11 protein-coding genes are annotated in these 13,347 nt (G+C 43.4%); all 11 read left to right on the plus strand.

Going from position 1 to position 13,347, the window contains the following annotated elements; all coding sequences use genetic code 11:
• Positions 1-51: 51 nt before the first annotated feature.
• The 11 genes from DIU38_RS07665 (at position 52) to DIU38_RS07715 (ending at position 13,219) form a co-directional block, all read left to right on the plus strand.
• The gene (locus DIU38_RS07665; RefSeq protein WP_208057559.1) at positions 52-2,253 is read left to right on the plus strand and encodes an alpha-galactosidase; all 2,202 of its coding nucleotides are present in this window, start codon (positions 52-54) and stop codon (positions 2,251-2,253) included.
• A 96-nt stretch (positions 2,254-2,349) separates the two neighbouring features.
• Complete coding sequence (locus tag DIU38_RS07670; RefSeq protein WP_112654234.1) at positions 2,350-4,479, plus strand: family 20 glycosylhydrolase; 2,130 nt, start codon at positions 2,350-2,352, stop codon at positions 4,477-4,479.
• A gap of 13 nt (positions 4,480-4,492) precedes the next feature.
• Entirely contained in the window at positions 4,493-4,966 is a 474-nt protein-coding gene (locus DIU38_RS07675; protein WP_112654233.1) for a quinone oxidoreductase family protein, read from the plus strand.
• A gap of 188 nt (positions 4,967-5,154) precedes the next feature.
• The gene (locus DIU38_RS07680; RefSeq protein WP_112654232.1) at positions 5,155-6,162 is read left to right on the plus strand and encodes an FAD:protein FMN transferase; all 1,008 of its coding nucleotides are present in this window, start codon (positions 5,155-5,157) and stop codon (positions 6,160-6,162) included.
• 10 nt (positions 6,163-6,172) lie between these two features.
• Complete coding sequence (locus tag DIU38_RS07685) at positions 6,173-7,372, plus strand: Gfo/Idh/MocA family protein (protein ID WP_112654231.1); 1,200 nt, start codon at positions 6,173-6,175, stop codon at positions 7,370-7,372.
• Between the two features lie 130 nt (positions 7,373-7,502).
• Positions 7,503-7,883: a DoxX family membrane protein gene (locus DIU38_RS07690; protein ID WP_112654230.1), complete on the plus strand. Its 381-nt coding sequence runs from the start codon at positions 7,503-7,505 to the stop codon at positions 7,881-7,883.
• 50 nt (positions 7,884-7,933) lie between these two features.
• A complete protein-coding gene (locus tag DIU38_RS07695; RefSeq protein ID WP_091162735.1) occupies positions 7,934-8,254 on the plus strand; it encodes an ArsR/SmtB family transcription factor in 321 nt (106 codons plus the stop codon).
• Entirely contained in the window at positions 8,251-8,754 is a 504-nt protein-coding gene (locus tag DIU38_RS07700; RefSeq protein ID WP_112654229.1) for an SRPBCC family protein, read from the plus strand. Before DIU38_RS07695 ends, DIU38_RS07700 begins: the two co-directional genes overlap by 4 nt.
• A gap of 3 nt (positions 8,755-8,757) precedes the next feature.
• Positions 8,758-9,171, plus strand: coding sequence for an SRPBCC family protein (locus DIU38_RS07705; protein WP_112654228.1), 414 nt, complete (start codon positions 8,758-8,760; stop codon positions 9,169-9,171).
• A 247-nt stretch (positions 9,172-9,418) separates the two neighbouring features.
• Positions 9,419-10,477 carry an acetylxylan esterase gene (locus DIU38_RS07710; protein WP_112654227.1) on the plus strand — a complete coding sequence of 353 codons (1,059 nt, stop codon included), beginning with the start codon at positions 9,419-9,421 and terminating at the stop codon, positions 10,475-10,477.
• A 402-nt stretch (positions 10,478-10,879) separates the two neighbouring features.
• Positions 10,880-13,219: a GH92 family glycosyl hydrolase gene (locus tag DIU38_RS07715; protein ID WP_243770789.1), complete on the plus strand. Its 2,340-nt coding sequence runs from the start codon at positions 10,880-10,882 to the stop codon at positions 13,217-13,219.
• The last annotated feature ends 128 nt before the right edge of the window (positions 13,220-13,347 follow it).

Raw genomic sequence — 13,347 nt, forward strand, 5'->3', positions numbered from 1 at the left:
TTGCGCGTATAGTGTTGCTTTTAAAATATGGAACAAATTGAAAAGAAATAAATGAAAAGAAAGCTGTTTTTTTCGACGATTGCTTTTTGGGGCATCATCAGCATCGCCAGTGCACAAGAAGCGAATAATAAATTACCTGCCTGGAAGGAAAATGACAGATCGGCCCTTTCTCAGGATTGGCTGGTAAACCCGGTTCAGCAAAAAGCCGACGTTTATGCTGATGGTGAAAACATTATTTTGAGCAATGGTTTGGTAAAAAGAACCTTCCGGATTCAACAAAATGTGGCCTGCATTGATTACAGCAATATGAGCAACGGCCAGCAATTGCTGAGGGCTGTAAAGCCCGAAGCGAAGTTAACCGTTGATGGCAGGGAATATAATATCGGAGGCCTTTACGGGCAAAAGGAGAATGCCTATCTGCTGCCCGAATGGGTTAGCGGATTCAAAGGCAATGAAAATGATTTTCAATTTCAATCGTTTTCGGTAACGGATATTCCTCCTTACATCCGTTGGCAACCGCGAGGCTGGGCGCTTAATATCGCAACCTGCTCCGGTAAAATGTTGTCATTCAGCTATAAATCAAATGTTGACGGCTTAAAAGAGCTGCTTGTTACTGTACATTATGAACTGTATAATAACATTCCTCTTATTGTGAAATGGCTTTCGGTTCAGAATAAAGGAAATAAAGCGATAACGTTAAACAGGGTTATAAATGAGGTGCTTGCAACAGTAGAGGAAGAAAGTGCTGTAGTGGGTTCGCCGGCGCAAATGGAAAAACAGCACGGCCTCTATTTGGAGACTAACTATGCCTTTAACAATTCTATGCGATATGACATCAGCGACCAAACTACCCATTGGAAAGCCGACAGTAATTATACATCACAGGTAAATTATAATTATCAAACGCCGTGTTTATTAGAGGTATACCCGGAAAAGGCTACTGGTATACAATTGGCAAAAGGGCAGGTTTTTAACTCCGTTCGCACTTACGAGTTACTAATGGATAGTTATGACCGCGAAAGGCGCGGATTGGCCATCAGGAAAATGTACAGCACTATAGCTCCATGGACAACCGAAAATCCCATCTTCATGCACCTGGTAAGCCGTAACGATGATGATGTAAAAAAGGCTATAGACCAATGCGCGGCGACAGGATATGAAGCCCTGATCCTCAGCTTTGGAAGCCATTGCAATATGGAAGACAGCTCGGCTGTCAACATACAACGCTGGAAAACGCTATCCGATTATGCACACAGTAAGCATATCCTGATAGGGGGCTATTCTTTATTTAGTTCGAGGCGGATCAGTGATGAAGATGATGTGATCGATCCGGTAACAAAAAAGCCGGATGCCGCTGCTTTCTTTGGTAATGCCCCTTGTTTGGGCAGCAAATGGGGCCTGGCTTATCTGGATAAGTTAAAATATTTTATTAGTAAAACCGGGTTCGATATTTTTGAAAATGACGGCCCTTATCCCGGTGATGTTTGTGCTTCAACTACGCACCCCGGCCATAAAAACCTGGATGATAGCCAATGGCAGCAAATGGAACTGCAAAAAGGTTTATATCATTGGTGCAATGAGCACGGTGTTTATGTAAACGCTCCCGACTGGTATTTTCTGGATGGCACCAATAAAATTGCCTTAGGCTACCGAGAAGTCAATTTTTCTTTGCCGCGTGATCAGCAAATGATCCTGAACCGTCAGAATATTTTTGACGGCACCTGGGAGAAGACCCCTGCTATGGGCTGGGGATTTGTGCCGCTTACCCGGTATCAGGGCGGTGGCCCCGAAGCCGTGCTGGAACCGCTTTCGGATCATTTGAAAGATTATGAACAATTGATGGTGCAATATTACGGGGCGGGAGTCCAGGCCTGTTACCGCGGTCCAAGATTGTACGATACCGAGGCTACCCGAAAGATGGTAGTAAGCGTAATTGACTGGTATAAAAAATATCGCAGCATCCTTAACTCCGAGATCATCCATCTTCGCCGGGCCGACGGCAGAGATTGGGATGGTTTGCTGCATGTAAATCCGAAACTGGGTACAAAAGGAATGCTCATGCTTTACAACCCGCTTAAAGTTGGTATCACAAGAACCATTAAGGTACCCATGTATTACACCGGTTTAACAAGTTCGGCCCTGCTCAGGGAAAAGGGAGGGATAGCTAAAAAGTATCCTGTTGACAGGAAATATGAGATTACGCTAACCTTCAACATAGCGCCCGGGAGTTATACATGGTTTACTATTGAATAAACAGGCTACGGATATGGTTAAAACCACCGGAGAAGCGACAAATTACCTCTCCAGTTTTCTCAATTGTTATTTATAACCTCATCGAAATTTATTTGAATGATCTCAACAAAAAAATTAATCACGTACATCACGTTCTTTGTTTTAATACAATCGGGCCTGTACGCCCAGGTGAATAATATTGCGCCGAATATTATACCGGCGGTTCATCAGTGGCAGGCAGGTAGCGGCAGTTTTATTATTAACGCTGCTACGGTATTTAAATTTAAGCCATCTGTTTCAACACAAAAAACCGTTGCAATATTCCTTGAAGACCTGGCTGCATTGCAAGGCAAGGAGCGGCAATCCGGGTTACAGGCAAAAAGAGGGAAGAATGATATTATCATAAAAATAAAACCCCAGCGTCACTTAACGCAACTCCAAAGGGAATCTTATCACCTGGAAATCAAACCGGATAAGATCATTATAAAGGCAATGGATGAGGCCGGTGTTTTTTATGCCACCAGGACTTTGTTGCAGTTAATTGAACAGAGTGCCGATAAGCAAAGTATTCCTTGTTATATTATTTCAGATATCCCTGCTTATCCTTTTAGGGGATTTATGCTGGATGTCGGGCGCAAATTTTTCCCGATATCGCAGCTGAAAGATTACATATGCCGCATGAGCTGGTATAAAATGAACCAATTACAATTGCATTTAAACGATCAGGCTTTTCACGGGCAGCATTACGCGGCTTTCAGGGTCGAAAGTAAAACATATCCGCAGCTAACCGCTACAGATGGATTTTACACACAGCAGGAAATCAAGGATTTGATACAATACGCCACAGATCGTGGCATAAATATCATCCCGGAAATTGATGCGCCCGCCCATGCCATGAGTATTTTGGATATTGCCCCCGAGCTAAAAAATGAGAAGTTGCAGGATGGGCAATTGGATGTATTAAATCCCAAAACCACCGCCATAATGGAAAAGATCTTCGATGAATTTGTGCTGTTATTTCCATCACCCTATTTCCATATCGGAACTGATGAGTACAGATTTAAAAAGGCTACTACGACAGAAGACCGTAAGGCTTTTGCAGCAGGCTTTTGTAACTATATCAATCATTTCAACAGATACATAGGTGCTAAAGGGAAAAAAGTAATGATATGGTCCGGATACAACGAAATGCCGGGATTTACCCCTATTGATAGTAATATAATGATTGATATGTGGTTGGGTAATAATGCGAAGGAGGAGATTAAAGCGGGGCACCAGGTGGTACAATCAACTGACGGGTGGCTGTATATTGTTCCGGGTACAAATTACTATGGCGTAGATAATAAGTTTTTGTATGAAAAATGGGCACCGAATGATTTCGGGCCAAACCAGCAGCTAAACCCGGGCGAACCTGATTTGTTAGGGGCGAAGCTGCATGTATGGAATGATCTTGGGCCAATGGGTTTTACCTATCATGAAACGGCAGACGAGGTTGCGGTGGCTTTACCCGTAATGGCCGAAAAACTATGGGGCAATAAAATGTCACCCTCTTTTGATGAATTTATAAAGAGAGTTGACGGCCTGAAAAACGTACCGAAAGTAAATGATACAAGGCTATTGAACGCTTCCAAAAACAGTGATCCAATCGTTGACGTCGATTTCAAAGAAAATACTTTACCCGACGCTGTAAATAAACAACTAATAAAACCTTTGGCCGGTTATGAGTCAAAATCTGTATTGGCGCTTGATCAGCATGATTTTGTTCGGCTAAACTTACCAGCCGACGAGTTAGAACAACCCTGGACATTGAGCTTCCGGGTTAAAAAAACAGATACCCGCGATACAACGACGGTACTGTTCGAATCGCCCTACGGAACAATTTTCCTAAACCTTAAAGATAAAAAATCAGGCAAGACCGGTTTAGGTATTGCCCGGACTGTTGGCTATAAAGAGTACGCAGGTGAGGGTGAAGATTTTTACCGGCAGGTATTTAATAGCATTGTCCCTGTAAATAAATGGACGCAGATAACCTTGACCGGCGGGCATAACAACTGTACTCTTTATATCGATGGCAAAGAAATAGAGTCAGTCGAAAAGCAATTCGTTTGTCCGCTAAAAACAATAGGGAGCAGCTGCGGCCATCTTTCAGCTTCATCATTTTTAACTAATATAAAAGTGTTTGGCCGTATATTGAAAAGAGATGAAATAATGACATTGTATTTAAATGCTAAACTATTAGTCGATTAATTAAAGAAAATCATTGGTAATAACAACAGCAGGATCGGCCTCAAAAGCAAAAGCTGCGGAATTAGCAGGTTTTGAAAATGTAATTAATTTGGAAAATGAAAGTATTAACGAAGGCGTTATGCGTATTACCGGTGGAAAAGGGGTTGACATCGTTATTGATAGTGTTGGTGGTAATTTAACCGGCAACGCTATTAAGGCCCTGGCCAGAAATGGCATCATCGTAAACATTGGGTATTCTGCAGGGGCACAGTTTACAGCAAACATTACTGATTTTGTGTGGAAGGGCCTTCAAATGCGGGGGCAAAGCCTTTCGGGCTGGTTTACAGCCGAGCAACAGCAATATGTATGGAATCAGCTATTACCATTACTTGCTAACGGCTCTGTAAAACCAACGGTAGCAAAAGTGTTTGATGCCGCCGATGCACCGGAAGCCCAGCGTTATTTAATAGAGGAAAAGCCTTTTGGAAAGGTGTTAATCAAATTTTAAATCAGCTCATTGCATATTAAAACACTTAAAGCCGCTTTAACTACCGGTCTTTAGGAGTTCATTTATCGTTTGGGGTACGAATTTTAGCAAGGGGAATTGATCTTCCGGTAGCCCGCAGATGATCATCAAGCTTATTTCAAGCAATAAGATAAAAAAGCGGCTGAATGCTTACATTTGGCTATCTGACTATGAAAACGACCTTACTGGCGTATCCTTACGTCTTTATTTTGATGTGCTGTGCTTTCGTACAGCAGGAGCAGCCCCGCCGCTTCGAACTGAAGGGGTATGCACAAGGTACCACATATAGTATTGTGTATTATGCGCCCGACAGCCTGGTGAATACAGTGCAAACGGATAGCCTGTTAAAGCGTTTTGATCAGTCGGTGTCCCTATATCAGCCTAATTCGCTTATCTGCCAGTTCAACCGTTCTGCAAAAGGTATCCGTATAGATGAGATTTTTCGTGTGCTGATCACCCGTGCGCTGCAGATCAGCCACGCAACCGGGGGGCTGGTTGACCCCACAGTGAAACCTTTGGTTGATGCCTGGGGATTTGGTATAATTAAACCGGCACATGACCCCGACCGGAAAGAAGTACAAAACCTCCTTCATCATGTAGGAGCGGATAAAATCAGTTTGAAAGGTACTTTTTTACACAAAACCCAGCCGGAAGTACAACTGGATCTCAACGGCATCGCGCAGGGCTATTCTGTCGATCTGCTGGCTTCGTTATTGGAACAGCATTCCATTCATAACTATCTCATCGAATTGGGTGGCGAATTACGCGTTAAAGGCCATAAACCCGGCAACGAGCCGTTTAAGGTAGGCATTGAAGGCATCAGTGGTGATGACCTGAACCCGGCCCCGATGCGTAAAGTGATCGAACCGGGAGATGGCGCCATTACTACATCCGGCAATTACCGCAAACATCATGAAGCAGGCGGCAAACAGGTTTCGCACCTAATGGATCCGTTAACAGGTTACCCAATACAAAACGAAATGATCAGTGTTACCGTTTATGCAAAAGATGCAATAACAGCGGATGGTTATGATAACGGGTTTATGACGATGGGATTAAAACGCACGTTGAGCTTCCTGAAAAACCGGAAGGATCTGGGTGCTTATATTGTATACCGGAAGCCGGATGGCCGTATAGCAGATACGGTTACTGCTTACTTTAAAGGATATCAACAATAAAACTGGATAAATGGAGAGAAGAACTTTTTTAAAAAATACAGGCCTGCTAACAGGCGGACTATTGCTAAACCAAAACCTGAGTGCAATACAGCCCGGGGCCGATCCCGTTAAAATTGCAGTGGTAGGCTGTGGCGACCGTGGTACCGGGATTATGAATATCCTTAACGGAATGCCCGATCAGTTCCGCATTACTGCCTTATGCGATGTGCTCGATTTCAGGCTGACAGCAGCACAAAAGCTGGTTAAGCCTGGTTCAGTGAAAATATATACGGATTACCGTAAATTAATTGATGATAAGCAGGTGGAGGCGATCATCGTTGCTGTTCCGCTGTACCTGCACTACGCTGTGGCAGCTGACGTTATCCGCTCGGGTAAACATTTATACCTGGAAAAAACAATGACCTATACCATTGATCAGGCGCTTGAGCTTGTGGGCCTGATGCATGGGCGCAGCAACCAGGTGCTGCAGGTTGGTCACCAGTACCGCTATTCGCCTTTATATTACCGGGTTAAAGAGATAATCAATAAAGGCTACCTGGGCAAAGTAACGCAAGTAGATTGCCGCTGGGACCGCAATGGCAACTGGCGGCGCCCGGTGCCCGATCCTTCACTGGAACGGGCCATCAACTGGCGCATGTACAAAGAATATTCGGGCGGACTGGCGGCCGAACTGCTTTCGCACCAGATTGATTTTATTAACTGGGTTTTTGATACCCATCCGCAGGAATTTTTTGCCACCGGTGGAATAGATGTGTTTAAAGATGGCCGGGAGACCTATGATAATGTACAACTGATGTTACGTTACCCGGACCTGGGCCTGATCGGTAATTTCGGCGCGATGTGCGGCAATGCGCATGACGGATATCTTTTCAAGATTAAAGGTACCCTGGGTACTGTATCCCTGCTAACCGACCAGGGCATGTTTTACCCTGAGAAAAAACTATTGAAAGAAAAAGGGACGGTAGACGGCGTAACCGGTGCAACACGTATTGTATGGAATAAAGAAGGAGGCACACCCATTCTGCCCGAGGTCACGAAAGATGGTACCTGGTATGCATTCAACGATTTTTATCAGAAAATACAGCATAATGAGCTACCGGACAGTAATGTATTCACGGGAGCCCGCACCGCCATCAGTGTGCACCTGGGCAACCAGGCGCTGTACAGCAAAAAGATCTGCAACTGGGATAACAGTTATAAGATTGGATAATTAGAAGCCCCGATATCGCAAATATCGGGGCTTTGTGTTTATAACTAAAAAAATCAAAATAAATTTGCGAAACCAATTAGTTGCGCATATATTTGCAACCAATCAGTTTCTTATTTAAATAAACCAAACCATGAAAACTAAAATCCTATTTGTTTTATGCCTGCTAACCGGGCTAATGTTTATCAACGCCGGTCTTGACAAATTTTTTCATTACATGCCGATGCCTAAAGAAATGCCCGAAAAAATGGTGAAAGCGGGGCAGGCCTTTATGCAAATAGGATGGCTCATGCCGCTGGTTGGTGCCATGGAAATCTTTGGCGGTTTATTATTGATTATTCCAAGAACCAGGGCGCTCGGCGCATTAGTACTTGTACCTCTTTTAACCGGTATTTTATTGGCTAATATTAGTATGGCCCCATCAGGTTTACCTATCGTATTAGTATTGATCGCAATTGTTCTTTGGGTAATTATTGACAATTGGGAAAAATACCTGCCCATGATCAGGAAATAAGTTTTAAATGAACCGGCGGTCTTATTAACCGGTTCGTAAATAGTACTTCAATGAGAAGAGATATTTTTCAGGCTGTTGCCGATCCTACCCGCAGAGCTATTATCGCTTTAATAGCATTGCAGGCAATGACACCCAATGCTATTGCCGAACATTTTGATACTACCCGACAGGCAATTTCAAAGCATTTGCGGGTTTTAACCGAATGTGAACTGGTGAAACCGGAGCACCGGGGCCGGGAGATTTACTATCTATTGGAGATTGACAAAATGAAAGAAATAGACAAATGGCTGGAGCAATTCCGGAAAATATGGGAAACCCGCTTCCTGCAACTCGATAACCTTTTAGCAACCTTAAAAAAACAACAAAAATGAAAAATAATTTGCACTTCGATTTTATTGCCGACAAAGTAAAAAATACGCTGACCATCAGACGTGAGTTTTCAGCCGACAGACCATTGGTTTGGGACTGTTATACTAAAAGCGAATTGCTCGATCAATGGTTTGCGCCAGCGCCCTTAACCACCAAAACCAAATCCATGGACTTTAGCGAAGGTGGCCACTGGCACTACGCCATGGTGGAACCTAACGGCACAGAATATTGGGGCTGGACAGACTATCTGAAAATCAAACCCATTGATTACTATACATCATTGGATGCTTTTTGTAACGCAGAAGGTGAAATAAATAAGGATCTTCCCCGTGCGGAGTGGCTTGTAACTTTTACCGATAAAGGCGAAAACGCTTTGGTAGAAACCATTGTAACTTACAAATCGCTTTCAGATTTGGAAACGGTTATCCAGATGGGCATGGAACAGGGAATGATGGCAACCCTCGAAAAACTTGACCAATTATTATTAACCTTAAAAAAGTAAGAAATGAGCAATAAGATCACTGTTACTGCCACGGTAAATGCAGATGCTAAAAAAGTTTGGGATTATTACACCAATCCCGAACACATTACCAAATGGAACTTTGCCGATCCTTCGTGGCAATGTCCTTCTGCATCAAATGATATGCGGGTAGGCGGAAAATACTCGGCAAGAATGGAAGCCAAAGATGGGAGCTTCGGTTTTGACTTTGAAGCTACTTATGACGAAATTGTTGATGGTGAAGAGTTTACCTATACCATGCCAAGCGGCAGGCAGGCCTCGGTTGCCTTCAAAGCGCATGGCGATCAAACCGAAGTTGAAGTAACATTCGATCCTGAAGATCAAAATCCCCTTGAAATGCAAAAAAATGGCTGGCAGGCGATACTTAACAACTTTAAGAAATACGCCGAAGAAAATTAACGTGCTCAGAAATTTACCGTTAATGGTAGTTTTACAAAAGCTGGATGGAGACATTCAGCTTTTGTACTTTTTACTCTGCCCTTAGTTTAGGAGTAGGAAAATGTACTCAACAAAGCTATTATTCTTTTTACCAAGTCCACGCTTCCTGTCCCGCCTGTACACTTCAATATTCTCACGTAGCATGTTAGTATTGTTACATTTATCAAGCCACATATTTTATACATTGTACAGGTAAATCAATTATGTTATGTTGTTTAAGATTAAAGTGCTTTGTGCCTGCATTACATTATCGTTATGCTCTTTGATTTCATTTGCGCAGCAAATAAATTATCCTCCTGTTGATAAGGTTGCTGCTGATTTTAAAAAACTGTTAGAAAGGCCTCGTGTTCCGTTAAATCCATCTTTTACTATTACTCATACAGATTCAGTTATTATAGAACACGGTTTTATTTATAGCGAAAAGAATGAGCGGGTACCTGTTCTTATTTATAAGCCGGTTACCGGGACCAAACCATATCCCGCTGTAATTTTTTTACATGGTACAGGTGGTAAAAAGGAAGACAACAAAAAGATGTTGTACCAATTGGTTAAAAGGGGGATCATGGGCGTAGCCATTGATGCCCGCTTTCATGGTGAACGCATTGCCGGAGGCGCTCATGGCTCAAAGGAATACGTAGCAGCTGCCACTGCTGCCTGGGAAAATAAGGACAAAGCCCATCAAACCCATCCATTTTTGTTTGATACCGCTTTTGACCTTTGGCGGGTAACCGATTACCTGGCAAGCAGGCCCGATGTAGATGCTAACCGCATCGGTATGGGCGGCATATCCATGGGAGGGATGGAAACATGGCTTGCGGCATCGGTAGATAAGCGGATAAAAGTAATTGTACTGGATATTGCAGTGCAAAGTTTCAAATGGTCGTTAGATAATGATAAATGGCAGGGGCGTGCAGGTACTATCCGGGGAACGCATTTGCAGGCAGCTAAAGACCTTGGCGATTCGGTATTAAACATGCATAATGTACAGGCTGTATGGGATAAACTATTACCCGGTATCACCGGCGAGTTCGATTGTCCGTCGATGCTGCGAATGATAGCGCCCCGTGCCATGTTGATTGTAAGCACAGAAAATGATCCCAATTGCCCGCTTCCCGGAGCAAACATAGCTTACGCTTCGGCCATACAAGCATATAGATCGAAAGGGGCAACCGATAAGATTATGCGCGATGTAACGCCAAAGCTATTCCATACATCTACGCCGGAACATTTTAAAATGACGTTGGATTGGTTTAGCAAATGGCTGTAATACAGTATTGTGATATTAAGGGAAGCCATTAAATATTTCTAAGAAGCTGTTTAAAGAGTGATTTATTCATTGCCGTTGGCTTCAGCCAACGGTAAAATAGCCAATGAGGAGAGGGCTTTAGCCAAATTCAGATGGTATTTTGGCTAAAGCCCCTTAAATTTACGGCATTATTCCGTTGGCTGAAGTCAACGGCAATGAATTTTATTGAATAATTAATAAGTCGCTAATTTAAACACGGCTAAGCCTTAAAAATAAAATTAACAAAAATTTGCTAAATCGATTTTATTATATAATTTGGTCGTGCAATAACCAATTAATAAATACCGGTCAATTTTAGTTCTGACGGTTTATCTGTCATAAAAAACTTACGGTAAACTAAACTTTCTATCCGGTACTACTATTATGAACATAACTACGCTGCCAGCCTTAAAAAAATGTTTAATAAACGTATTTGCCACGGGTATGTTGTTTATTCCGGCAACAGTGCTTAAAGCGCAAAATGCGGCTTCCTATGTTAATCCTTTTATAGGTGCCAGCACCAGCGCCGATGGAGCAGGGGTTTACCATGGTTTAGGTAAAACGTTTCCGGGCGCTGCCTCACCTTATGGGCTTGTACAGTTAAGCCCAAACACCATAACCGGAGGCGACAATGGCTCGGGCTATAGCTATGAACATAAAAGTATTGAAGGCTTTGCCTTTACTCAAATGAGTGGCATTGGCTGGTATGGTGATCTGGGAAATTTTTTGGTAATGCCTACAGCGGGGCCAATTAAAATCAGTGCCGGTAAACCAGGCACTACTGGGGTTGGATATCGTTCTGCTTACGATAAAAGCACTGAAAAAGCATCGGCCGGATATTACAGCGTCCTGCTAACTGATAATCATATCAGGGCCGAAGCCACTGCCGCCCCTCATAGCGGCATGTTGCGCTTTACCTTTTCACAAAATAAACAATCGCGTATCCAGATTGATCTGGCCCGGAGGGTAGGGGGAACGTCAACGCTGCAATATGTAAAAGTAGTTGATGACCACACTATTGAGGGCTTTATGAAATGCACCCCTGAGGGTGGCGGCTGGGGCAACGGTGACGGACATGCGGATTATACAGTGTGTTTTTATGCACAATTCAGCAAGCCGCTTAAAAACTATGGCATCTGGAGTGCCGATATTCCAAGCGACTGGGGTCGTAAGCTGGACGATGTTACCGGCGATAAATACCAGGAACGCGTAGCTAATGCTGAGGTACTTAAAGGTTTGACGGAAAAGCAGGGAAAGCATCTTGGTTTTTATAGCGAATTTGCTACCAAAGCCGGTGAACAGGTATTGCTTAAATCGGGTATTTCATTTGTGAGTATAGCCGGTGCCAAAGCCAATTTGCAAGCCGAAATAAAGGACTGGAATTTCGATGCTGTTCATCAGCATACCGTTAACCTCTGGAAGAACGCCTTATCAAAAGTAAGCATCCAGGGGGGCACTACTGAGCAAAAAACGGTGTTTTACACGGCACTGTACCATACCATGATCGATCCCCGCATTGTAAGCGATGTTACCGGGCAATATATGGGTGGCGATGGCAAGGTGCATCATACTACAACATTTAAAAAACGTACCATATTTAGCGGGTGGGATGTTTTCAGGAGCCAGATGCCTTTACAAACCATTATTAATCCGTCGCTGGTTAATGACCTTGTTAATTCGCTGGTTACGCTTGCCAACGAAAAGAAGAAAGATTACCTGGAACGCTGGGAGTTATTAAATGCTTACAGCGGATGTATGCTTGGCAATCCGGCTGTAGCTGTAATGGCCGATGCGTATGCCAAAGGCATCCGCAATTATAATATACCAGATGCCTATAAATTAGCGGTGAGCACTGTTGAAAAATTTGGTAATGGCGACAAGGGTTTTACTCCGGGTGGTGGCGGCGTAAGCTATACGCTTGAGTACGCCTATAACGATTGGTGCGTTGCACAGCTTGCAAAAGCGCTTAACAAAACACACGACGTAAAAAAATACGGTGAAAGGGGAGAAGCCTTTAAAAACATCTTTGATGCTGATAAAGGTTGGTTCCGGCCTAAGGATAGTACCGGCAACTGGCTTCCTTGGCCTGCAGAGGGACGGATTAAACAATGGTACGGCTGTGTTGAGAGCAACCCTTATCAGCAGGGGTGGTTTGTACCGCAGGATATTGATGGTATGGCAAAACTAATGGGCGGCCGCGAAAGAGTGATAGCTGATCTGAACAATCTTTTTGAAAAAACGCCCGATAACATGATGTGGAACGATTACTACAATCATTCCAATGAGCCTGTACACCATGTTCCATTTTTATATAACAGGTTGGGCGCTCCATGGCTCACCCAGAAATGGACCCGTGAGATCTGCGGCCGGGCTTATAAAAACTCCGTAGAGGGTTTGGTAGGCAACGAAGATGTCGGGCAGATGTCGGCCTGGTATGTATTGGCAGCGAGTGGTTTGCATCCGGTTTGTCCGGGTGATACCAGGCAGGAAATCACCAGCCCGGTATTCGATAAAGTAACGTTAAAGCTTGATCCTAAATACGCGAAGGGTAAAACCTTTACCATCATCGCCAATAATAATTCGACAAAAAATATTTATATACAGGGGGCAAAGCTTAACGGCAAAGCCTATAATAAATGCTATATCGATTATAAGGATATTGCGGCAGGTGGCACCCTTGAACTAAGTATGGGCGCAACACCCAATAAAAACTGGGGGATCTGATAATTTAGGATATACGGGAAGGAAAGATGAGCAGGTTTTTTATATAGAATTGCTAAATCGATTTTATAAATTGAATGATTTTACAGCACCGACCAAACATCAAACCAAATTATAAACCAAACCAAATT

The sequence above is a fragment of the Mucilaginibacter metallidurans genome (assembly GCF_003286435.2).
GTDB classification, from domain to species: domain Bacteria; phylum Bacteroidota; class Bacteroidia; order Sphingobacteriales; family Sphingobacteriaceae; genus Mucilaginibacter; species Mucilaginibacter gossypii.

Excerpts from the sequence above, each read along its gene's own strand:
- DIU38_RS07710 (WP_112654227.1), top strand. The coding sequence starts at position 9,419 with ATGTTGTTTAAGATTAAAGTGCTTTGTGCCTGCATTACATTATCGTTA.
- DIU38_RS07715 (WP_243770789.1), top strand. The coding sequence starts at position 10,880 with ATGAACATAACTACGCTGCCAGCCTTAAAAAAATGTTTAATAAACGTA.
- DIU38_RS07690 (WP_112654230.1), top strand. The coding sequence starts at position 7,503 with ATGAAAACTAAAATCCTATTTGTTTTATGCCTGCTAACCGGGCTAATG.
- DIU38_RS07685 (WP_112654231.1), top strand. The coding sequence starts at position 6,173 with ATGGAGAGAAGAACTTTTTTAAAAAATACAGGCCTGCTAACAGGCGGA.
- DIU38_RS07700 (WP_112654229.1), top strand. The coding sequence starts at position 8,251 with ATGAAAAATAATTTGCACTTCGATTTTATTGCCGACAAAGTAAAAAAT.
- DIU38_RS07680 (WP_112654232.1), top strand. The coding sequence starts at position 5,155 with ATGAAAACGACCTTACTGGCGTATCCTTACGTCTTTATTTTGATGTGC.
- DIU38_RS07670 (WP_112654234.1), top strand. The coding sequence starts at position 2,350 with ATGATCTCAACAAAAAAATTAATCACGTACATCACGTTCTTTGTTTTA.
- DIU38_RS07665 (WP_208057559.1), top strand. The coding sequence starts at position 52 with ATGAAAAGAAAGCTGTTTTTTTCGACGATTGCTTTTTGGGGCATCATC.
- DIU38_RS07705 (WP_112654228.1), top strand. The coding sequence starts at position 8,758 with ATGAGCAATAAGATCACTGTTACTGCCACGGTAAATGCAGATGCTAAA.
- DIU38_RS07695 (WP_091162735.1), top strand. The coding sequence starts at position 7,934 with ATGAGAAGAGATATTTTTCAGGCTGTTGCCGATCCTACCCGCAGAGCT.